The sequence below is a fragment of the uncultured Oxalicibacterium sp. genome (assembly GCF_913776015.1).
Classification (GTDB): Bacteria; Pseudomonadota; Gammaproteobacteria; order Burkholderiales; family Burkholderiaceae_D; genus Oxalicibacterium.
The window spans coordinates 1-23838 of record NZ_CAJYMD010000049.1 but is presented as its reverse complement, the minus strand read 5'-3'; the positions used below and the strand labels follow the sequence as shown (position 1 = coordinate 23838).

Sequence of the window (23838 nt, the reverse complement as noted above, 5' to 3'; positions counted from 1 at the left end):
CAAGAAGATGCGTTCGATATACGTCAATTGACGTATTTAGCATTTGCCATCGTCGGTCCATGATTGTCACGCAATTTGTCCACCGCCATCATTGCAGCCCTCTGCCAGCAACTGGTGAAGGACGTGACTATTAACCTTCATGGATCAAGGAGACACAGCATGGCCGATACCTTAATCAAGGTTGACCTTAACCAACCTGCTACCAGTAATGAGAATGTTCATAACCGCTGGCATCCTGATATTCCCATGGCGACATGGGTAAAGCCGGGTGATGATTTCATTCTGGAAACCTATGACTGGACCGGCGGCTTCATCAAGAATAATGACAGCGCAGATGACGTGCGTGACGTTGATCTTTCAACAGTTCACTATCTGAGTGGGCCTGTCGGTGTCGAAACTGCAGAGCCGGGCGACTTACTGGTTGTTGATTTGCTCGACGTTGGTGCCAAGGATGAGTCTCAGTGGGGCTTTAATGGATTTTTCTCAAAGAATAATGGTGGCGGTTTCTTAACTGACCATTTTCCTGATGCGCAGAAGTCCATTTGGGATTTCAAAGGCATGTTTACTTCATCGCGCCATGTGCCTGGTGTTGAGTATGCCGGCTTGATTCATCCAGGTTTGATTGGCTGTTTGCCAGATCATAAGCTGCTAGCCGAATGGAATGAGCGTGAACTTGGATTGATTGCGACTGAACCTGATCGTGTACCGCCTTTGGCCAATCCACCATTTGCCAAAACTGCCCATATGGGGAAAATGAAAGGGGAGGCGCGCGATAAAGCAGCTGCTGAAGGCGCGCGTACCGTTCCTCCACGCGAACATGGCGGTAATTGCGATATCAAGGATTTATCGCGTGGCTCGCGAATTTTCTTCCCTGTTTATGTCAAGGGTGCGGGTCTTTCTGTGGGGGATCTTCACTTTAGCCAAGGTGACGGTGAGATCACATTCTGCGGTGCTATTGAAATGGCTGGCTGGGTACATATGCGCGTGTCCGTTATCAAAGGCGGCATGGCGACATATGGGATCAAGAATCCAATCTTCAAACCAAGTCCAATCACACCGAACTACAAAGATTATTTGATCTTTGAAGGTATTTCAGTCGATGAAAAAGGCAAGCAGCACTACCTGGACGTGAACGTTGCTTATCGTCAGGCCTGCCTGAATGCGATCGAATACTTGAAGAAATTCGGATATAGCGGCTCCCAAGCTTATTCGATTCTCGGTACGGCTCCAGTGCAGGGGCATATTAGCGGTGTAGTGGATATTCCAAACTCTTGTGCAACGCTCTGGTTGCCAACAGAGATCTTTAACTTTGATATCAATCCAAGTTCTGCAGGACCGGTCGTTCAGAACTTCAAAGGTATTGATATGCCGATCTCTCCCGATCGTAAGAAATAGGAGTCTTTATGCCTACCTATGACTACGCCTGCACCGACTGTGGGACGTTTGAGGTGATGCGAAGCATTGCACAGCGTGACAAGGAAGCCGCATGTCCCGTCTGTGGAACGGTTTGTCAGCGCGTACTGATCAGTGCGCCACGGCTATCGGTGATGTCTTCTCAAACACGCCATGCCATGAGCACAAATGAACGAGCGTCTCACGAGCCGTACAGTTCAAAGTCGTATGCGCCCAAGACGCATCCTGCTGGTTGTAGCTGTTGCTCTGGAAAGAAATCAAAGGCAACCGTTACGGCACCTGATGGGAGTAAGGCATTCCCATCTAAAAGGCCTTGGATGATCAGTCATTAATCCGATGGCGGATACCCCTCATACCTGTAAAAGGTATGAGGGCTCAAGAATAAATAAAGCTGCCAGATCAAAGACAGCATCAAGGAGACATCATGCTTCTGGGACTCTCACTACTGTATGTCGGCGCAGTACTCTTTCTCAACGGACTATGGCTGCTAGAAAAAATTGGTGACCGTGAGATTTGGGTGATCAACATATTCTCTGGCTCCGTAACGCTCATCATCGCGCTTTATATGGCCTTGAATGGAAATGCAGATGCAGCGTCAATCAAAGGGGCTGCATTAACGCTCTTGTTCTCTTTTACGTATTTCTGGGTTGCGGTAAATCGCTTTAATAAGGCCGATGGACGCGGGTTGGGCTGGTTTAGCCTCTTCGTCGCCGTGACCGTTATTCCTGTTGCGTTTGACACGTTACATAACGCCAGTACCACGTGGGATGTCTGGTTCGGCCTAAGCTGGGCTGCCTGGGCGGTGTTGTGGTTCATGTTCTTTTTGCTGCTCGCAATGCAAAAGAATATCGCGCGTCTTACGGGTATGGTCGCCGTGGCATGCGGGATTGCAACGGGCTGGCTTCCAGGATATCTCTTGCTCGATGGCGTTTTGGTCTAGTTGTAGAACTGAATGCCAAATTTGAGCGAAAGGTTTATTCAACGATTCAGGTCCACTTGACTGGGTAATTTGCGTATCAATATAGGCTGCAATCCACTTGCTGAAGTAAGTGGGGAGGGAAGGACGGAATGATCGCCGCGGCACTACTTGGAATCATTTGGGGCCGGCAAGTGTCATGGCGTTGCTGCGTGTAATCAGGCGGATAAAGAAAAACGGGTTAGCGCTTGTGGCGCTAACCCGTTTTCTTACTGCTTGTTTGGTGCGGCTGGCAGGAATCGAACCCACGACCCCTTGGTTCGTAGCCAAGTACTCTATCCAGCTGAGCTACAGCCGCGAAAGACAAAATTATAGCACCATAAATTAGTTTGTGAATACCCTTTTGCAAGATTTTTTAATTTAAATCGGTTTCCAAGGGAATTCATCTTTTTATGAAGATATTGCTTTCTTGTCGAATGGTTGTCTGCATGAGAAGCATCGCATTGAGACATCATTTGCATGATCATTTTGATTCCGTTCAAACAGTGTCCGTCTTTCCCCAGCTTGCGATGAGTCGCACATAAAGCAGTTCGAACAAGAGTTCGATCAGTGTTTGCGTCACGATGATGGCCGGTAGGATCGGGATTGCGCCGGGAATCGCCAAGGCAAGCGGCAAGACGACCAGCGAGTTACGGGTACCGGCGCTGAATGCAATCGCCCGCGAGGCAGGCGCATCGAGTCGCATTTTTTTTGCTACCCACCAGCCACACAGCGGTGCAAAGACGGCATAGGCCAGATAGAACGGCAATACGGTCACTACGGCATGTTGTGCTTGCGCCAGTTGCGGTGCGACGGCCAGGATAACGATTAGCAATACCAGGGCGGTAGCAGGGACTGGTGCCAGTCCCAGAATGGTAGACGCCTTGTTCCAGCAAGCATGGCGTTTTGCCATGCCTTGCATTATTGCTGCCAAGGCGAGCGGTATGGCAATCAGCCAGATGAAGGCATGCAGGAACGGGCCGACTTCGATATGACGTGCCGCATCGCTGCCAAGAGAAATACTTAGATAGATGGGCAGCATCACCATTTGTACCAACAGCAGCAGGGGGGTGGCTGCCAGTAATAATCGTGGATCGGCACGACCAAGATGTGCAAAGGTCACGACATAGTCGATGCAGGGTGCGAGTAATACCAGAAGAACGCCGAGTCGCAGCAATGGATCGGTGAGAAAGAGGCTGGTTGCACTCAACACCAGAACGGGGAGGACGATGAAATTGGTAACGAGCAGGGCAAGCATGAAGCGGAATTGCGTGAACGCTTTCCCAAGTTCAGCAAGCGGGACTTGCAGAAAAGTGACGAACAACATGAAGGCCAGTGCCGGATTGATCGCTGACTCCATCGCCATGGTGCCGGGAACGGAGAAAGCGACAAGCATGCCGAGCACGACGGCGCCGAAGTAAATCAGGACTTGTTTCTGTTCCAGTGTTTCTCTGAGTTTTTCCATGTATGGCGGTGTGTGTTTTCAGTGCGAGGATGAAACTTCCCCTGCAAGAGTGGATTTTTTATTCCGCGCCTTCGTTTATATGAAGGCGATTGCCGAAGTACTTTGGATTGAGCAAGGCGTTACAATCCTGCGTCTTGCGTAAAGTGCGAGGGATATACATGCACGCTATTTTAATGGTGTGTTTCACTGGTAATGAGCGCATGCAGTCCGTTGCATGCGTACCTTGATCCTTCGCTAGAGTGACACGCTGCCCACACTTTTGCGATTTGTTGTGTTCGTTTTTTACATTAGCGATCGTTGTTCATGAAAGTCTATGATCTTTGCTGCGAGCATTCGCATCGTTTCGAAGGCTGGTTCGCATCCGAAAGCGATTTCCAGACGCAATCCGAGGGCGCGTTGATTGGTTGCCCGTTTTGCGGCAGCCATGGGATCACACGGCTACCTTCTACGCCACGACTCAATCTTTCCCAGTCAGCCCGGATGGAAGGCGGACAGGAATTGCAGAATCTGCAGCAGGCTTATTTGCACGCAATTCAGCAAATTCTGGCGAGCACGGAAGATGTCGGCACCGGATTTGCAGAAGAGGCACGACGCATTTATTACAACGAAGCCCCCGAGCGTGCCATCCGCGGCATTACTACCGTGCAGGAGCGTGAGGCATTGGCCGATGAAGGGATCGATGTCTTGTCCATTCCCATGCCAGATGTGGCCAAACAGACCTTGCAGTGAGCACGGCGAAGAATTCTTAGGTCCTATTGCTGCTTGATCGCGCGCAGACTTACTGTGCGTAAGGCAGGATCCGGCAAGAATTGCTGTGCTGATTTTCCCTGACGATCAAAACGATCAGGGAAACAAATTGGCCGGATTGCGTGAGATTCCGGTCTTACACGCTGATCGCATGAAATTGCTCTTGCGGCTCCGTTAATTGCACACGTTCCGTAATCAGGGGCAGATCGCGTTGTCCGGGCGCTGTCCTGGCGACCAGTGCATAAAGGCTGCTTACTGCCAGCGCGGTGGCTTCCTGCACGGGATGGCCCGTCAACAAGCGTCCCAGAAGAATGGCCGACAACACATCGCCCATGCCGTTCGGCAGTGGATCGCACTGTATCAGTGGTGTCGCGATGATCCACGCTTGGCTATTCGTTACAACCAGCGTGTGCAAGCGATCGTCAGGCAAATCTTCCGTGCGAAGACTGGTGATGACAACGGTCGTGGGGCCGCGTCGTTGTTTGCTGCCTAGCAAGGTGCGTGCAGTCTCAATGGTTTGCGGCACGCTTGTCACGGCGTGACCGCACAATAGTTCGAATTCGTAATGATTCGGTGTGATGAGGCTGGCTTCTGGCAATGCCTGATTTCGCAGGAATTCCGGAATGCCCGGGCGTACAAAAACGCCGCGCCCGACATCACCCATCACCGGATCGCACAGATAAATCAGATTCGGTTGCTGCGCGCGAATATCGCGCACGGCCGAAAGAATGACTTCGCCGATTGCGGCATCGCCGAGATACCCGGAGAGGACCGCGCAACAATTTTCCAGCACGCCTCGTGCACGCAAGCCGTCAAGCACGTCGCGGATATGGTCGGCAGAAAAGACCTGTCCCTTGAATTCGCCATAGCCTGTGTGATTCGAAAATTGCACGGTATGAATGGCAACCGGCTGTACGCCAAGCAGTTGCAGAGGCAGGACGGCTGCGGCATTGCCGACATGGCCGTAGGCTACGTGTGATTGGATCGACAGAACCAGCGGTGTCGATCCGGTTTTTGCGGCTTGTTCAGCGTTTGGCATATTGGGTCGCGCCATACAGCATCTCGCGGGCCTTGTCGTCGATGACGGTATTGCGCACATCAACAAACATCTTGGTGCCTTTCTGCACGGCGGGCCGCTCATTGATTTCGTCAAACCAACGCTTGAGATGCGGATAGTCGCTCAGCGTGATGCCTTGTTTTTCCCAAGACCGCAGCCATGGGAAAGTCGCAATATCGGCGATGGTGTAGTTGTCGCCGGCGAGGTAGGGCGTTTCAGCCAGACGGCGATCAATCACACCGTACAAACGCTTGGCTTCATTGGTATAACGATTGATCGCGTAGTCGATTTTTTCCGGCGCATACATGCGGAAGTGATGTGCCTGTCCGAGCATCGGGCCAACACCGCCCATCTGGAACATCAGCCATTGCAATGTTTCATATTTTTCGCGGTCGATCGTGCCCAGAAAGCGTCCCGCCTTGCTGGCCAGGTAGACGAGAATTGCACCGGATTCGAACAAGGACATTGGTTTGCCATCCGGCCCTGCATGATCGACGATGGCGGGGATCTTGTTGTTGGGAGAAATTTTCAGGAAGTCGGGCTTGAACTGGTCGCCCGTGCCGATATCGACATGATGCGGGCGATACGCGAAACCGCACTCTTCAAGCATGATGTGAATCTTGTGGCCGTTCGGCGTAGCGGTAGAGTAGAGATCGATCATAAATTCTCCAAGAAAAATCAGGTCTGGATGATGCAGGAAATCGTTGTTTGCTATTGCAGTGTCGCGCTGTGTCGAGAGATGTGGATTGGCCTAAAGCCCGCGTGATTTGCGGTAATGGTGCAACCCTTCTTCCATGCTGGTCAGGCGCGTATGCGTGTGCAAGGGACGTGGCGGCGTGTAGTTGATGGTGTGAATCAGCCAGTCATTGGGCTTGTGTCCGACATCGAGCACGTTGATGCAGCCTGGAGCCTGTTCCAGATTGCCAAGGAAAAGACGCTGGCCCGTGATCGCATACGATAACAGCGCGCGATTGACACCGCCGTGCAGGACCAGCAACACCGTATCCCATGCAGCATCGGCACGCAGCTTGTCGATGACGGGGTGAATTCGATCCATCAGTTCGCCTACGCTCTCGCCGCCGAGAAAGCGACAGTGTTCGCCAGCCATGCAGGAAAAGGCGCTGGTAAAGGCTTCTTCAAGTTCATCGTCAGCCAATGCATCCAGACGATGGCCGCGGACTTCGGTGAAATCGGGCCATGACTCGATGTCGATCGGTTGCCCGGTTTCCGCCAGTACCCTCTGTGCGGATTCGATGGTGCGCGGCAAATCGGAAGTGATCACACGATCAAAGCGAATCCCTTGTTCGGCAAAACTGCGTCCGGCTGCCGTGGTTTGTTCGCGCCCAACTGCGTTGAGCGGCACCACATCGTGTGCGTAGGGATGGCCGTTTTCATCGAAGTAGGTCACGCTGCCGTGGCGCATCAAATAGATGCGTCTTCTTTGCGCGTGCGTCATTTGTAATCCGGCGTGCGTTTGTCCAGGAAGGCGGAGATGCCTTCTTCCGCATGCGGATGATTGAGGCTTTCGATGAAGTGGCGACGTTCGGCCTCGAAATGGCGTGACAGAGAATTGTCGGTCGCTTCGCGCGCCAGCAGCTTGATGCGATCCATGGCGTTGGAAGACAAGCCGGCCAGATCGTCGGCCCATGTGAGGGCTTCGTGCAACGTCTGGCCATCCGGCACGAGTCGATTGATGACGCCGAGAGCATGCAGACGGCTTGCATCGACAGGTTTGCCTTCGATCATGAGTTCGGTTGCCAACTGGCGCGGTAATGCTTGCGACAGAAACCACGAGCCGCCGCCATCGGGCGTCAAGCCGACCTTGACGTAGGACATCGCAAAGCGTGTCGTTTGACCGGCGACAATCAGATCGCATGCCAGTGCCAGCGAAAACCCCGCACCGGCTGCGGCACCTTCGACGGCGGCGATGACGGGTTTGGGGCAATCGCGGATTGCTTCGATCCAGCCGCGCAGCAGGTCCACGCCTTCTGCCTGTTGCAGGGCATCCATCTTGCGATGATCGAGCAGGCGATTCAGGTTGCCACCGGCGCAGAAGAAATTGTCGGCACCGGTGAGAACGACAGCGCGAATCGAATCATCGCGTTCCGCCGTGCTCAACACTTCAATGGCAGCGGCGAACATGTCCGGGTGCAATGCATTACGTGCACCCGGATTGGAAAGGGTAAGGATCAGCGTAGCGTCTTGGCGTGAAGCCTGGATCTCAGCGGTCATGTTTCATGAGAGAGAAAGAGGGTGCATCAGACTATACAGCAAGCCTTTGCGGCTTGCGTGCAATGAGATGGCGCGAAGATAAGGCAAGGCAGCATTGCGCTGAGCGCATGTACGGTGGAATTGTCTGTTGAGCGATGCGCGGTTAGCTAGATAGCGATGCGCCATGGACCAAATACGTGCCCATGCACATATCTGCAGCGTTTCAACTGGAAACGCTGGGCTTCTCGCGGTGATCAGGCCGCAGTGCGTGATGTTTGATATTCGAGTTGACTTGCGGTCCAGGTTTCAGGCGTCAGGATGGCGAACAGGCCTTCCCGGCGTGTGCGTTTGGCTAACTTGAGCAGGGCCTTGTCCTTGGTAATCAACACCGCAGCTTGATGATCGCGGGCGACTTCGAGAAATTTCTGATCGTCCTTGTCCTTGCAGACGGGCAGTTTGAGTGCCTCTTCGGAAGAAGCGGGCAGGGAATGGCAACGGATCAGTGCATCGAATTCTTCACCGATCTTGGCGCGTTGCTCGGTATCGAGCTTCAAATGCGAATAGCCGAGCACAATCTGCCATTCCTTGCGACAGTCTTCGCGTGTAATCGCGTCAAGCTCACCGCTTTGCAAGCCTTGCAGCAGCAGGCTCCAACGTGGATCGCGGAAAACAAAGAGATCGAGACAGACGTTGGTGTCGATCACGATGCGGTTCGGTATCATTACCGTTTTTGTGTTCTGTACTGAATCAACAATGCTCATAGTTTTATCGCCTGCAAAGACCCTAGATTACGACACGTCCGCCACCACCAATGTCAGCACCAAGCCGGATTTCGTCAAGCGGTCCGCCGAACTCATCGAGATTTTGCGGCAGCAATCGCCGGCGCAGATCGGCAGTCTCATGAAGATATCCGACCAGTTGGCGACCTTGAATGTCAACCGTTATGCGGAGTGGTCCACGCGCTTTACCTCCGCGAATGCCAAGCAGGCGGTGCTGGCTTTCAATGGTGATGTGTATGAAGGGCTGGATGCTGGCAGTCTCGATGCTGGGCAACTCGATTATGCGCAGACGCACCTTCGCATTTTATCCGGTCTTTATGGCCTGTTGCGTCCCCTCGATCTGATGCAACCCTATCGATTGGAAATGGGGACGCGGCTGGCGAACCCGGCCGGTAAGGATTTGTATGCATTCTGGGGCGATGAGGTCACGCAGGCGGTGAAGGCGCAAATTGAGACGATCAAGGCGGAGGCGCTGGTCAATCTCGCATCGGAAGAATACTTCAAGGTCATCAGGCCGCGGCTTCTCGACGTGCCGGTCATCACGCCGACTTTCCTTGATTGGAAAAACGGGCAATACAAGATCGTTTCGTTTTATGCCAAACGCGCCCGTGGCTTGATGGCACGTTACGCGGCGGTTAAAAAGCTTAAGCGAGTGCAAGCCCTGAAGAAATTCGATATGGAAGGGTATACCTTCGACGAGATGCAATCCGATGCAACAAATTGGGTATTCAAGCGCAAACAGGAAAACTAACCGAAGAAAAAAGCGTATTTATTTTCCAAATGGAAATTTGTGACGCGCTGATGACACATTTGTTCACAATATTTTCAGAATAATTATTATTTGTAGGATAAGCGATCTCCAAAGTGACATATTTTCTGATTGAAGTTCGTAAGCCCGCGTAGATAAAGGGTTAGACAAGATTCCGCTTTAATACTTCAAGCCCAATTAATTTCCATGTGGAAATTAATTGGGCTTTTTTCTTGGCATTTATATTTTTATCGGTTGTGAGGCAGCAACTAAACACGAAGAGGATGGCGTATTAATTGCTTGATGGCATTTATAATTCTCTGAAGAAAATTTCTTCGAAAAGTAGTGTTTTTCCATGTCGATGTTTTGATAGGCATCGCAATGCAACAGCGTCTATGCACGCAGATGGTTCATGATCCGCATTTCTTTTCCAGATGTTTTACGTTGCGCCGTCTTGCTGACGATTTCGTCCGCGGTGATAGCGTCGTCCAATCCACGTTTTCCTGCACCACTTTCGTTAAGACTATCGCGCGATTCACTGAGCGTATCTTCAGCAAACGTTGATATGCCAGTCAAACTGGCGCAGTCTGATCCCGCTGTTGCAAACAACCGTGTTCCGCCAAATGGCAGCAACGCTGCCGTCGCTTCGCGACTGACCAATAAAAATGGCGAAGACGATGAAATCCTGCGCATGCTGCGCGAGGCAGATGCCGTCTTTGCGGGAACGGCGATCGCATTACCCGACACCTTGATGAGTGCGGACGGCCCGCTGCAGAGTTCCGTTTCCCTGGAAGAAGCGCTGGCGCGTACGCTCCAGAACAGCTATAGCTATACGGCTTCGTCAGCGCGCGCCGAAGGTGCCGTTTATGCAAAAAATGCTGCCTTGGGTCAACTCGGGCCCTCGCTCGATTTTCGTGGTCAGCGTGGTCGCGAGTATTCGGCACCGGCGTCGTTCGTCGACCAAACGACTGGACGCGCCGCTGCCAGCGATACGCATAACCGTTGGGACACCAGCGTTGTCTTGCGCCAGCCGCTATTCAGTCCGGCTTCCTATTTCGATTACAGAAAGAATGCTTCGCTGGCCGATGCAGCGGACATGCGCCGCGAAGACGCGCGTGAATCGCTGTACTACCAAGCCGTAAAGGCCTATTACGACCTGATCCGTGCCTACGCAGCAGTGACTTTTGCCAACCGCTATGCACAACGCATGGAAGGTTTGCAGGACTATATGGACAAACGGGTGCAGGGTGGTGGCGCGAGTCGCGTGGATTTCGAACGGGTGCGCGGTCGTGCGTTGTCGGCGAAATCGGCGGTGATCGAAGCGGAAGGTGCGTTGGAAAGCGCGCTGGTCACACTGACGCAATTGACGGGTGTACGGACACGCCAGGTGACGATTCCGCAAAAGATGATGCCTTTGGTGCCTGGGACTTCGCTGGCTGCGCTCGAAAAGATTTACGAAACCAATCCGGCCGTGCGTGCCGCACGTGAAGATGCCGCGGCGGCCAGTCAGGAATTGCGGGCAGCACGTTCGCGTTTTTCACCGACTTTTTCGGTCGAGATGTCACAGATTCGTACCAACAATGCGGGCGGCGATGGCGTGCTGACGACGGATAGACGCTACATGTTCGTCATGAACATGAACCTGCTGAACGGCGGTTCCGATTACTACTACCAGAAGGAAGTCGGTACGCGGTACGTGGATAAAGCCAATACCGCGTCGGATATCGAGCGCAAGCTCAAGGAGCAGATCGAAATCAACTATCGCACGCTCGATGCGGTGAAGAAGCGCATCCGTGTGGCACGCCAGGCATATGAAACCAATGCGGGCGTGGCCGATATTTTCCTCGATCAGTTGGCGACCGGCAGCAAGCAGTTGCTGGATGTCCTCGATGCGTACCAACAGGCATACCAGTCACAGGTAGATTTGGTGCAACTACTGTTTCTGCAGGCAGATATCAGCTATCAGATTTTGCGCAACACGGGCCGTGCTGCAGCGTCCTTCGAAGACCAGCATTAAGGCGATGGGATAAGAACATGGAAGGCGGAAAAGAACAGAATTTCTGGCCAGGCTTCGTGGATGCCTTGTCGAACGTTGTGCTGGTCATGATTTTTGTGGTCGTGGTTTTCGTGGTGACGTTGTTCTACTACTCGCAAAAGTTGACACAATTTCGTGCAGTAAAGTTTATTGAAAGACAGGAACAGCAAAAGCAGGACGTGACGCCGCCGACCAGCAATCCGGCGCTGACGGGGCAAAAGAAGGCAGAGCTTGGTAATCAACCGCCATCGGGTGAAAATTCGGCACAAGCAAAAGAAATTGCCGATCTCAAGGCACAGGTTGCCTCGCTAAAAATGCAACTGGCGGCCAACACGCAAACCATTTCCGGCAGCATGCGTAGCGCCGAAGGTGCTCCGAGCAAGGCAATTCAGGTCGAGAAAGACAAACCTGCGCAAGTGGTCGATGTGCTGCCAGGTATCGCGCTCGATGCGCAGGCCGACGCGATTACCTTGCAGTTCGATCGTGATGGTGTGGAACTCGGTAGCGAGGCGACCAAAAAGCTCGATGCCAACATCCGTCGTTGGGCGGATCGCATCAAGAGCGGGCAGGGCAAAGTGGTGGTGACGGGCGTCATCGGCACCGTGTCGTACACTGAAGGTCGTCGTCGCGCCTACTACCGTGCGATGGCCGTGCGCAATTATCTGATCGATGTCGGCGTGTCACCGTCCAGCGTGGTCAGTCGCGTCGTGCCGGGTGCCGAAAGTACGAATGGTGATGCGTCGGTCGTCATTCAATATGTGAGCAAGGCATCATGAGCACATCGGGCGATCCGCACAAGCCGCGTTTCATGGAGCGTGTGACAGCTGCTGTACGTCGCGCGGTGCCGAAGCTGGATCGCGGCCTGGCCGAGGCGCAACGCATGCCGCGCCCGCGCATGTTTGTGCTGGTCGTGCTGGGTTTAACCTTGCTTTTGATCGTCTGGTCGTGGTTTGCACCGATTGATATGGTTGTGCGCGGCCAGGGACGTATCGTGCCTTCCGAACACAATCAGATCGTGCAGCATCTTGAGGGCGGTATTGTTTCCGGCATTCTCGCGCGTGAAGGCACCAGCGTGCGCAAGGATCAGGTATTGATCACGATTCGCGACGTACAGGCTAGTGCAAATCAGGGTGAAGGCATGGTCAAGTTGCAGGGCTTGCGCGCACGTGTGGCTCGGCTGAATGCAGAGTCCAGCGGGGCCAGCAAGCTGGACATGCCGGCGGATTTGCCAGCCGATTCGCAAATCGTGCAAAACGAAGTGGCGACCTTTCAGGCGCGCCAGACCAAACTCAACGGTGAATTGAATATCTTGCGCGAACAGGCTGTGCAGCGTCAGGCCGAACTGGCAGAGAGCACGAGTCGACAAAAGAGTTTGAGCGAAGAGCTGGCGCTGGCTGAAAAACAATACCAGCTTGTACATGCGATGTACCTCAAGAGCGCAGCGTCACAATTAGAAGACATTCAGGCGCAATCGCGCGTGCAGGATGCGCGCAGCCGTCTGAGTGCGACCAACGCCATGATTCCGCGCCTGCGTGCTGCAATATCGGAAGCACAGGCCAAGGTAGGCGATGGCGTGTCGCGCTTTCGCGCCGAGGCGCACGCCGATCTGACGCTGGCCGAAACCGAACTGGCGCGTCTTTCTGAAGACATGAAAATTCGTAACGACCGCGTGTCGCGCTCGGAAGTACGCGCGCCCATGGATGGTGTGATCAACCGCATTTTCGTCACGACGGTCGGCGGTGTGGTCAAGCCGGGTGATCCGATTCTTGAAATGACGCCATTAGATGACAAGGTCGTAGTCGAAGCCGGTGTCAGCCCGACCGATCGTGCGCAACTAGCCATCGGCAGACCGGCACGCGTGAAAGTGACTGCCTACGACTATGGTGTCTACGGTTCGATGGCAGGCAAGGTGACCGAGATTAGTGCAGATACCGTGCCGGAAGAAAAGGGCGAGCGCAAATATCGCGTGAAGATCGAAGTGGCACGCAAGGTGGCCGAACTGAAAGATGTGGCAGACGGCATGCCGCTGTTGCCAGGCATGACGGCGACTGCCGATATCGTGGTCGGACGCCGTACGGTTTGGCAGTACCTGATGTCTCCCATCCATCGTTTTTCACAAACCGCTTTGCGGGAGCCATGACATGACATCGCTCCCCCACCTGGAACGGCAATTGCACATCAACCGAATCATTCATTCAATCATCACCTCGGACCCATCGGCATCATGAAAAACTTGCGCAAATACTATTTCCTTGCGGTGATTCCTACGCTGTTCCTGCTGACGGGCGGGATTCTGTTTCGCGATTTCGTACTGCATGCGATTCACATCAATCCGATGCTGAACCTGTTCATCATTTCGGTGGCGGTGTTCGGGATCGGCTTGATCATGTACGACATCTACAAGGTCAATTGGGAATACGACAAGCTGATGCTGTTCTACCAGCGTAGCAATGCTGGAGAAGAGCTGGACGTTCTGGTCAAGGATCCGGTATTTGAAGGATCCGAAATCGCCAAGGTGCTCGTTAGTGTGGCAAACACCAAGGGGCGTCTGACTTCCCGTATCGAGCAGGAAACGATCGAGCGCTCATTGGCCGATCTGCAATCGCATCTCGATGCACGTATGGAATTTCCGCAGTACCTCACCGGATTCATGATCGCGCTGGGTTTGCTCGGTACGTTCATTGGCCTGCTGGAAACCCTGGTCAGCACGGCTGACCTGATCAACGGTTTCGGTGCCGCGAGCCAAGGGGAAAACATGGATGCGTCGTTTGCGCATCTGGTGGCCGACCTGAACAAGCCGCTCGCCAGCATGGGGACAGCGTTCAGTGCCTCGATGTTCGGTCTGATTGGTTCGCTGGCTCTGGGTTTGACACTAGTCTGCTTGCGCGGCGCCGGCAAGCGTATGGTGGTCTCGGCACGTAATTGCATCAGCGAGATGGTCAAGCATGTCGTGCACGAGGCTTCCGGGCCTGGCGCCTCTCAGCGTCAGGGTATTTCCGAGTCCTTCCTCGCGGAGTTTCTCCACGATCTGATGGTGCTGCAACGTGAATCGGTGCTAACGTCGCGGAACAGTTCCGATGCGTCGCTGCAGGCCGGCATGAAGCTGGAGGCGATGAACGAGCGTCTGGCAGGAATTGGGCGCTTGTTTCAGGACAGCATCGATGAGTCCAAGGCAACACGGCAGCTCGTGGCGTTCGGTCCGCGCATGCACGAAGTCGGCCAGCAGACGCTGGAAGAAATCCGCAATCTGGGGCAATTGATCAACCAGAAACTGTCGTCGTCGCAAGACATCACGCAAAGCCTGTCAGTATTGAACGAACGCCTGAATCTCAATGGCGACATTGCGTTGCGCAGCCTTGATGTCCTGCCGCAGATCGTCAATACCATGCAAGTGGGGCAGAGCGCGGTGTCGTCGTCGCTCAACTCGCTGCAAGTGCAGCAATCCGAACTGGCCTCTTCGTACGAGCGTTCGGCACAGCATATGGCACAACTGCCGGGCTTGCTGACGCAGATCTCCAATCGCATGACGGATGAGCTGAATGCGATTCAGCATCAGGCCGATATTCACTCCAACGTGGCGACGCGTCTGGGACAGCTTGGTACTGTGATTGGCGAAAACTCCAGCAATATCACGCGCGATGCACTGGCAGCACGTCAATTGCAGATCGATCTGGCCAAACACATGGCGGCACAGAACGAACGCATCAAGGGACTCGAGGCGATTCCGCAGGCATTGGCTGGCATCAGCGAAGCACTGATGCGGCAGAATGTGCTGTCGCAAACCATCATTGAAGAGATGCGCAGCGGCCGCCAGACCATGATCAAGGATTTGCGTCTGGAACTGCGTGAAGCCATGCGTGAGCTTGCGACAAAAGCCGATCGCTAGATCGACAATGAAACAATCGATCGATAAACGACGACAGCCATGAGCCAGATTCCCGATTTGCCTGCCAGTGCCTTGCCGCCAGCCGAAGCGGCCGCTGCTGCGGCGACAGCCGGCATGCGGCCGAAAGGCGAGTTGCGTGAACTGGTTGGCGAACTCACGCGCGATCCACTCTACGTGACGATGTTGCGTGCCTACGGCAAGCGATTGGTTGAAATCGTCGTGGCGGGTTTGCTTATCAATCTGTTCGGGCTGCTGATGCCGCTCTATTCGCGTCTGGTATATGACAAGGTAATCGGCAATCACATCACCGAAACACTGTGGGCGCTGACGATCGGCATGCTGTTGTTCGTGGTGCTGGAATTCGTATTGCGCGTGATACGCACCTATTACGTCGAACAACTGGCCGGCAAGTTCGATCTCGAATTCGATCATGCCGTCGTGCAGAAACTGCTGGCAGCGCGTGTGACATGGCCGGTGGGCGTGGTCTTGGCGCGCTACCGTGACATGGCGAGTGCACGCGATCTGCTGTCTTCGAATTACATGCTGGTCATTATCGATCTGCCTTTCCTGTTGTTGTATCTGGTTGCACTCGGCTTGATCGGCGGCAGCATCGCATGGGTCGTGTTGGTGGGTGGCGGTTTTCTGTTGCTGGCGCAATGGCTGTGCAAGATACCGGCGATGGATTATGGCCGTATGGCGATGACAACCGGTGCCGCCAAAACCGACAAGCTGGCCGGACTGGTGTTCGGTGTGGAAACCCTGCGCACTTCCCCATTGCAAAAACGGATTCTCGGTCTCTTCTCAGCCGATGCGGAAGAGTCGGCCGTGGTACAGGCGAAGGGACGTTTCTGGTCGGTTGTGGGTTACACGATTTCGAATTTCAGCTATGCCCTGATCACGGTCGGTGTGCTCGTGGTCGGTGTGTATCTGGTAGAGGATGGCGGCTTGACGGTGGGTGCGCTGATCGCGTCGTCGATGCTGGCCTCGCGTGCTGGTTCGATGTTGTCATCCGTTGCCACGGTCGCAACGCGTATCGATGCATTCCGTCAGGCGAAAACGGCATTCGAATCCCTGTTCGTCGGAACCTCCGATATCGATAGTGCCTCCGGCGAAGTGGAGCGTGAACGTATTGACGGCCGCATTCAGGTCAACGGCTTGGCGTACAGCGTGCGTCCGGGTGAGCCCGCCATGCTCAAGCAATTGTCGTTTGCCATTCAGCCTGGCGAGAAAGTCGGCATCGTGGGGCGTTCCGGCTCCGGCAAATCGACGCTTTTGCGCTGTCTGGCTGGCGTATATCGCGCCGATGCCGGCCATGTGTTGTACGACGGCGTGGCGCTGGCGGCTTATCCGGATGCGGTACGCATGCGCGCCATCGGCTACAAGCCGCAGGAACCTTTTCTGTTCGATGGCACCCTGGCATCGAACATTTTTGCCGAAGACATGATCAGTACGCGTGTCTATCAGACGGCGCTTGCCGTCTCCGGCATGGATGAACTGATCGCGGGTGGCAGTTTGCGACTTGACCAGTTGGTGACAGCGCCTGGCAATCTGTCCGGTGGGCAGCGCCAGATGGTGGCGTTGGCACGCACGATTGCAGGCATGCCGAACGTGCTCCTGCTGGATGAGCCGACGACCGGCATCGATCAGGCCAGCGAAGCGCGCATCGTCGATCGCTTGCTGCAATTTTCGGAAAATCGCACCTTGATTGTGGCAACGCACAGCCCGTTATTGCTGCGGCGCATGGATCGCATCATCGTGCTCGATGACGGCAAGATCATTACCGATGGTCCACGGGCGCAAATATTGCAGTGATGAATCTTGATGCATCGTGAGATGCATCCTTGAGGCAAGGAAGCAGTTATGGCTAATACACCGATTTCCAAAACCGTCGCAACGCAAGTGGCGAGCGATGGCAAAGGCACACCGATCCGTGTCGTTACGCCCGATCAGGATGGAAATTTTCATCTGAAAGTCGGCAAAGGCGATGTGGCCAAGATCCAGATCGTCGATGTGGATATGGTGCTGGTGCTCAAGGATGGCACGCGGATGGTGCTGGCGGGCGGCGCGATTGGCGCGCTGGATGGCAATGTCCGTGTGGATTTCAGCAATGGCCCTGATACGGCGGCACGGTTGCTCGAGCAGGTCGGCAAGATCGAGTTGCAAAAATTCGATCATCCTCAGGTATTGAACTCCGAACCGATCAATCGCGGTGCTGCAGAAGACGATCAGCGCGGACCACGTGATAGTGAAACCAGTCATGATCTCGCCAGTCAGGCGCAGGCAGCTAACGCGACGCTTGCGGCGATCAGCCAGGCGTTATCGCAACTGGCGACCGTGGTGCAAAACAATGCACAGCCGCTCAACGATTTCACCACCAATAATCTGGGCGAGGTTGCCAAGCAGGCACCGACGCGTCAGATCTCGCAAGTGCCGCCGGAACGGCCGGGTAAGACACCACAGGAATATGTGGTTGGGCCGAATGAGCCGGCGATGGATATACGACTCGTCAATCTGACCGGCACCACGCAGGTCGGTAGCATTCTGTACGGGAGCGGCGGCAGTAGCGAGTTGAATTCCTCGGTCAATCCGTCCAACGTTGCGCAGATCGCGCCACAGATCATCCGTGCCGGCAACGATGTCACCACGATTTATGCGACTGGAACAGCGCCGGCAGTTGCGACACCCACTCAGCCAGACGGTACCTTTATCAAGATACTGGATGTAAAGATTACCGGTGATGGCAATGTGCAATCGCTGGTTGTCACTGGCGTGCCCAACGATATGACCATTGTCGGTGCTACGAATTTGGGAAATGGCGCTTACCAGATCAATGTTTCGCCGAATACCAAAGACTATCCAGTGCAGTTGCAGTACAACACGGTCGAACCCAATGCTGGAGCGCCGATCCATGCCGACTTCAAGCTGACTTTCAGCTTGAATGTGATTACGACAGACGGCGTGCAGACAGTGACATCGGTCAAGCAGGTTGTCGTCAAGGATGCCACCACAGCCAATGATCTGACTTATGCCAATCCGGTTACCGGGGAAAGCGTATTCGTGCTGCCGGCGCAAGGCCTCTCGCACATCGTATATGCGGGCGACAATGCTGGTACCACAATCTATGGCAGTAATGCCAACGATTATCTGTATGGCGGGACGGGTAACGATACGATTTATGGCGGCAAAGGCAATACCTATTTCGAAGGCGGTGCAGGTAACGACATCTTACATGGCGGTACAAACAGCGGTGGCACCAACGTCAATACCGTTGGTTACAAGGGCTCGACTTCCGGCGTGACTGTCGATTTGCATACAGGTACTGCGCTTGATGGTTTCGGCGGACAGGACATGCTGATCAATATCCACAGTGCAATCGGTAGTGCGCACGATGACGTGTTCATTGTCGGGGCCAATACGAAAACCATTGATGGTGGTACTGGTGGCAGCGACACGATCGATTACTCGGCATCGAACGCTGCCGTCACCGTAAATCTCAAGACAGGCACGGGTGCCGGTGGCTACGCACAGAATGTCACGTTCACAAACATCGACAATGTCGTCGGTTCGAGTTTCAGCGATACCTTTATCGCCGGTAGTGGCGCCAATTCGTTTGATGGTGGTGCTGGCGGTTCGAATACCGTGTCGTATGCTTCTTCTCCCTCAAGTGGCGGCACAAGCGGTGTGACGGTCAATCTGTTGACGGGCCAAGGTAGCGGTGGTGATGCTACCGGTGATCGTTACGTCAATATTCAGAATGTAATCGGTAGCGCCTATGACGACCTTTTTATCGGCAATGCCGATAAAAATCATTTTGAGGGTGGTGATGGCACCAATACCGTTAGCTACGCCGGCTCCTCGCAAGGGGTGACGGTCGATTTCTACCAAGGCAAGGGTTTTGGCGGCAATGCGGGGGACGATACCTATCGTGATATTCAGAATGCGATCGGCAGTGCGTTCGACGACACCTTCGTCGCCGATCCTTCAAGCAAGCACTTCGATGGTGGTAGCGGTGGGTTTGATACGGTGCAATACGATCGTTTTCTATCGGCGGTTACCATTGACGCTCAGCGGAATGTCGGTGGAGCCGTAACCTCTGTTGGTGATGCGAATAATCTACCGACATATTCGCAGTCCTATACCAACATCGACAAGTTCGTCGGTAGTGCCTACGGCGATTTATTCATAGCCAGTGATCGTGCAGATACCTTCGATGGTTTGGGTGGAGTGGATACGGTCACTTATGCAGCGGATACCGTCGGGGTTGTCGTTAACCTCGTGACGGGAGAAGGCTCGGGTTCCGGCAGTCTTGCCGACGGCGATCGTCTGCTCAATATCGAAAATGTGATCGGTGGCAGTGGTAACGATCTGTTTTACGCCAATGATGCTGCCAATGTCTTTAACGGTGGCAGCGGTGGCTCCAATACGGTGGATTACAGTTATTCCACCACAGGTGGCGTGATTGTCGATCTGTTTCATGCCAATGGCGTCGGTACCAGTGGTGGTTTCGCGCAGGGAGACCGGTTCGTCAACATACAGAATGTGATCGGTACGACTTTCGACGACGTTTTCGTCGCCAGCGCCGATGCCAATCACTTCGATGGTGGTATCGGTGGACGTAATCGCGTGAGCTACGCCAACGATACGGTTGGTGTGACTGTCGATCTGGCGAATGGCACGGGGTCAGGCGCAGGCAGCCTGGCAGCGGGAGACACCTTCGTCAATATCCAGGATGCGACAGGTGGTAGCGGTAATGACACTTTCATCGCGAGTAACGAAGCCAACCGTTTCGATGGCGGCAGCGGCAGCAATACGGTGAGTTACGCGGCATCGAATGCGGCTGTCACGGTCGATCTGATGACGGGCAATGGCAGTGGCGGGTACGCAAGTGGCGATGTCTATATCAATATTCAGAACGTCATCGGTAGCACATACGACGATCTGTTTTATGCAAATGCGGCGGCCAATGCATTCAATGGCAATGGTGGCAACGACACCATTAGTTATGCCAAGGCTAATGATGGCAACGGCGTGACGGTAGACCTGAACGCGGGCGTAGGTACCGGAGGCTTTGCCGAAGGTGACACTTATCAGGGTATTCAGAATGCGGTCGGTACGGCTTACGATGACACCTTCGTCGCCAGTTCCGTGGCAAATGTGTTCGATGGGGGGCTCGGCAGTAATACTGTTAGTTACGCACCATCGACCAGTGGTGTGACCGTTGATCTGCTTAACGGTAATGGCACGGGCGGTTACGCACAAAATGATCAATACACGTCGATCCAGAATGTGGTCGGTAGCGCGCATGACGATACGTTTATTGCGAGCAATGAGGTCAACCGTTTTGATGGCGGTGGCGGACAGAACCGCGTGAGCTATGCCGGCGATACGGCCAACCTGGTCGTCGATCTCGTCAACGGGACGGGGCAGGGTGGACGTGCGCAGGGCGATACCTATATACGCATTCAGGATGTGACGGGTGGCAGTGGTAATGACATTTTCATTGCCAGCAACGAAGTCAATCATCTCGATGGTGGCGGTGGACGTAATCGCGTCAGCTACGAAAACGATACGGCCGATCTGACAATCGATCTGCTCTCAGGTAATGGCACCGGAGGTATGGCGCAAGGCGATACCTATACGAACATTCAGGATGCAACGGGTGGTGCCGGTAACGATACTTTCATCGGTAGTGCCGATGCGAACCGTTTTGATGGTGGTGGTGGGCGCAACCGTGTCAGTTACGCGAGTGATAGTGCCGATCTGGTGATCAATCTGGCGGCGGGAACAGGCTCAAACGGCAATGCCGCAGGGGATACCTATATCAGTATTCAGGATGCCACCGGGGGGGCGGGCAACGATACCTTCGTCGCAAGTCTCGATGCCAACGATTTTGATGGCGGCGGTGGTAATAACACGGTCAGTTATGCCGCGTCGAGCGGTGGTGTCCGCATCAATCTGTCCGATATGACGATAGGCGGAATTGTTGCGCGTAGTGGCAAGGACAGCTATGCCGAGGGAGATACCTATACAGGCATTCAAAACGTGATCGGTAGTACGAGTGACGATCTCTTTATTGCCAGTTCGGTCGCTAACGTTTTTACGGGCAATGGCGGTAGCGATACGGTCAGCTACAAGGCATCCGGAGCGGGTGTTGTCGTCAATTTGTCCTCTTCGCAGCAGGAAGGCGTGCTCGCAGGGGGTGGTCAAGGCGGTTACGCACAAGACGATACGTATGGCGGCATCAGCAATGTAATCGGGAGTGACTACGATGACGTCTTCATGGCAAATGGCAGTGCCAACGCCTTCGATGGTGGCTTGGGTACCAACCGCGTCAGTTATGGTGCGTCATCCGGGGACGTGATCGTCAATCTGTCCGGCACGGCAATCATCGTCAATTCGGTGACCGTGGCCGCTGGCAGTGGCAAGAGTGGCGATGCGGAAGGTGATACGTATAGCAACATCCAAAATCTGACTGGCGGCGCGGGCAACGATATCTTCATTGCCAGTTCGCAAGTCAACGTATTCGACGGTGGTGCCGGCAGCAACACGGTGCATTACGGTGCATCGAACAACGGGGTGACCGTGAACTTGAGTTCTGGTATGCAAGGCACGTTGGCCAGCATGCAGGGCAGTGGTGGTTATGCCGAGGGCGATTCTTACAGCAACATACAGAATGTGGTCGGTAGCAATTTCGACGATACCTTTTACGGCGGTACCGCGAACAATACGTTTACTGGCAATGGTGGACGTGATCGCGTCAGCTATGCAGGCGATTCGTCTGACCTGATAATCAACCTGGCAACTGGTGCAGGCCTCGGCGGTACCGCGGCGGGCGATACCTATATCGGTATTCGCGATGCAACAGGTGGCAGCGGTAACGACACGTTTGTGGCGAGTAGCGAAGTTAATGATTTCGATGGCGGTGCAGGTAACAACACGGTCAGCTATGCCGCATCGACGGGAGGTGTGCGTGTGAACCTGTCGGATACGGTCCTTGGCGATATGGCTGCACGTAGCGGCAAGGACAGCTATGCCGAAGGCGATACCTATACCAACATTCAAAATGTGATTGGCAGTACGAGCAATGATTTGTTCATCGCCAGTTCGGTGGCGAATGTTTTTACCGGTAATGGCGGTAGCGATACGGTGAGCTATAAGGCATCGACGGCTGGCGTTATCGTCAATTTGGCTTCTTCACAACTGGAGAGTGTGCTCGCAGGCCGTGGCCAGAATGGCTATGCGCAGGGTGATACCTATGTCGGTATCAGCAACGTGATCGGTAGTGATTACGATGACGTATTCATGGCCAATGGCAGTATCAATACGTTCGATGGTGGCTTGGGAACGAATCGTGTCAGTTACGGTGCGTCTTCTGCTGGTGTGATCGTCAATCTCTCCGGTGCAGCGATCACAGTCAATTCGGTGAATGTTGCCGCAGGCAGTGGCAAGAATGGCGATGCGGAAGGTGATACCTATATCAACATCCAGAACCTGACTGGCGGCACGGGCAACGATATCTTCATTGCCAGTTCCCAAGTCAACGTATTCGATGGCGGTGCCGGCAGCAATACGGTGCACTACGGTGCATCCGATACGGGCGTGATCGTCAATCTGAGTGCAAATACACAAGGTACGGTCGCCACGATGCGCGGCAGTCTCGGCTATGCCGATGGCGATAGCTATACCAATATCCAGAATGTTGTCGGCAGTAACTTCGATGATATTTTTTATGGCGGTACGGCAAACAATACCTTTACGGGCAATGGTGGACGTGACCGCGTCAGTTATGCAGGTGATTCAGCAAATTTGACGATCAATCTGGCAACGGGTGCAGGACTTGGCGGTACGGCGGCGGGCGATACCTACATTGGTATTCGTGACGCAACGGGTGGCAGTGGTAACGACACATTTGTGGCAAGTAGCGAAGTCAATGATTTCGATGGCGGTGCGGGCAACAACACGGTCAGCTATGCCTCGTCAACGGGTAGCGTTCGCGTGAATCTGTCGGACACGTTGGTATCGGGCATTGCCGGACGTAGCGGCAAAGACAATTTCGCCGAAGGCGATACATATACAAGTATCCAAAACGTCATCGGCAGTGCCAGAAACGATCTGTTCATTGCCAGTTCCGTTGCCAATGTTTTCAACGGCGGCGGCGATGCGGGCGCGACGACAATTGGCGATACCGTCAGTTACGCCGCATCGAATGCTGCCGTGATCGTCAATCTGAATGCCAATACGCAGGGTTCTGTCGCCGGCCTTAGCGGCAAGAATGGATATGCCGAAGGCGATACTTATTCCGGCATTCGCAGCGTGATCGGTAGTGGTCAGGACGACACCTTCTATGCGCATGCCACGAACGTCAATACGTTCGATGGCGGAGGTGGTACGCATGATCGTGTGATCTATGCAGGATTTGCCAGCACATTGACGATCAATCTGTCGGATCAGACGGTTGCGGGCGTAGCAGCAGGTAAAGGTAACGTCGGCAAGACCACGACCGATACCTATATCAATATTCAGGATGTGACAGGCGGTAGCG

The 23838-nt window shown here is 54.1% G+C and carries 17 protein-coding genes and 1 tRNA gene; 11 read left to right on the top strand and 7 right to left on the bottom strand.

Features of this window, described 5'->3' with window-relative positions; all coding sequences use genetic code 11:
- Positions 1-159: 159 nt before the first annotated feature.
- From fmdA to QZ725_RS08090, 3 genes are all read left to right on the top strand, one after another.
- Positions 160-1395, top strand: a complete 1236-nt coding sequence (gene fmdA / locus QZ725_RS08100; RefSeq protein WP_293778316.1) for a formamidase — start codon at positions 160-162, stop codon at positions 1393-1395.
- Positions 1396-1403: 8 nt separating this feature from the next.
- Positions 1404-1745, top strand: a complete 342-nt coding sequence (locus QZ725_RS08095; protein ID WP_293778314.1) for a zinc ribbon domain-containing protein — start codon at positions 1404-1406, stop codon at positions 1743-1745.
- Between the two features lie 92 nt (positions 1746-1837).
- Positions 1838-2353, top strand: coding sequence for an AmiS/UreI family transporter (locus QZ725_RS08090; RefSeq protein ID WP_293778311.1), 516 nt, complete (start codon positions 1838-1840; stop codon positions 2351-2353).
- A 257-nt stretch (positions 2354-2610) separates the two neighbouring features.
- Here QZ725_RS08090 and QZ725_RS08085 read toward each other — a convergent pair.
- Positions 2611-2687: transfer RNA gene (locus tag QZ725_RS08085), tRNA-Arg, on the bottom strand.
- A 180-nt stretch (positions 2688-2867) separates the two neighbouring features.
- A complete protein-coding gene (locus QZ725_RS08080; protein WP_293778308.1) occupies positions 2868-3833 on the bottom strand; it encodes an arsenic resistance protein in 966 nt (321 codons plus the stop codon).
- 303 nt (positions 3834-4136) lie between these two features.
- Between QZ725_RS08080 and QZ725_RS08075 the strand changes: the two genes are divergently transcribed.
- Entirely contained in the window at positions 4137-4562 is a 426-nt protein-coding gene (locus QZ725_RS08075) for a DUF1178 family protein (protein ID WP_293778305.1), read from the top strand.
- A 154-nt stretch (positions 4563-4716) separates the two neighbouring features.
- Here QZ725_RS08075 and pdxY read toward each other — a convergent pair whose 3' ends face one another.
- From pdxY to QZ725_RS08050, 5 genes are all read right to left on the bottom strand, one after another.
- The gene (pdxY, locus tag QZ725_RS08070; RefSeq protein ID WP_293778302.1) at positions 4717-5619 is read right to left on the bottom strand and encodes a pyridoxal kinase PdxY; all 903 of its coding nucleotides are present in this window, start codon (positions 5617-5619) and stop codon (positions 4717-4719) included.
- Positions 5606-6298, bottom strand: a complete 693-nt coding sequence (locus QZ725_RS08065; protein ID WP_293778299.1) for a glutathione binding-like protein — start codon at positions 6296-6298, stop codon at positions 5606-5608. The genes pdxY and QZ725_RS08065 overlap by 14 nt, the downstream gene beginning before the upstream one ends.
- A 90-nt stretch (positions 6299-6388) precedes the next feature.
- Positions 6389-7093: a histidine phosphatase family protein gene (locus QZ725_RS08060; RefSeq protein WP_293778297.1), complete on the bottom strand. Its 705-nt coding sequence runs from the start codon at positions 7091-7093 to the stop codon at positions 6389-6391.
- Complete coding sequence (locus QZ725_RS08055) at positions 7090-7869, bottom strand: oxepin-CoA hydrolase, alternative type (RefSeq protein ID WP_293778295.1); 780 nt, start codon at positions 7867-7869, stop codon at positions 7090-7092. Before QZ725_RS08055 ends, QZ725_RS08060 begins: the two co-directional genes overlap by 4 nt.
- Positions 7870-8102: 233 nt before the next feature.
- Entirely contained in the window at positions 8103-8552 is a 450-nt protein-coding gene (locus QZ725_RS08050; protein ID WP_366773956.1) for a putative toxin-antitoxin system toxin component, PIN family, read from the bottom strand.
- Between the two features lie 49 nt (positions 8553-8601).
- On the opposite strand from QZ725_RS08050, the gene yaaA reads away from it, so the two are divergent.
- The 7 genes from yaaA to QZ725_RS08015 all read left to right on the top strand — a co-directional run.
- Positions 8602-9378, top strand: coding sequence for a peroxide stress protein YaaA (gene yaaA / locus QZ725_RS08045; protein ID WP_293778362.1), 777 nt, complete (start codon positions 8602-8604; stop codon positions 9376-9378).
- 562 nt (positions 9379-9940) lie between these two features.
- Complete coding sequence (locus QZ725_RS08040) at positions 9941-11392, top strand: TolC family protein (protein WP_293778290.1); 1452 nt, start codon at positions 9941-9943, stop codon at positions 11390-11392.
- A 17-nt stretch (positions 11393-11409) separates the two neighbouring features.
- Entirely contained in the window at positions 11410-12186 is a 777-nt protein-coding gene (locus QZ725_RS08035; protein WP_293778287.1) for a hypothetical protein, read from the top strand.
- Positions 12183-13550 carry an HlyD family type I secretion periplasmic adaptor subunit gene (locus QZ725_RS08030; RefSeq protein ID WP_293778284.1) on the top strand — a complete coding sequence of 456 codons (1368 nt, stop codon included), beginning with the start codon at positions 12183-12185 and terminating at the stop codon, positions 13548-13550. Before QZ725_RS08035 ends, QZ725_RS08030 begins: the two co-directional genes overlap by 4 nt.
- A gap of 84 nt (positions 13551-13634) precedes the next feature.
- Entirely contained in the window at positions 13635-15296 is a 1662-nt protein-coding gene (locus QZ725_RS08025) for a biopolymer transporter ExbB (RefSeq protein WP_293778281.1), read from the top strand.
- Positions 15297-15335: 39 nt separating this feature from the next.
- Complete coding sequence (locus tag QZ725_RS08020) at positions 15336-17108, top strand: ATP-binding cassette domain-containing protein (protein WP_293778278.1); 1773 nt, start codon at positions 15336-15338, stop codon at positions 17106-17108.
- A gap of 48 nt (positions 17109-17156) precedes the next feature.
- The coding region (locus QZ725_RS08015) for a hypothetical protein (protein WP_293778275.1) at positions 17157-23838 on the top strand (6682 nt) is incomplete at its 3' end.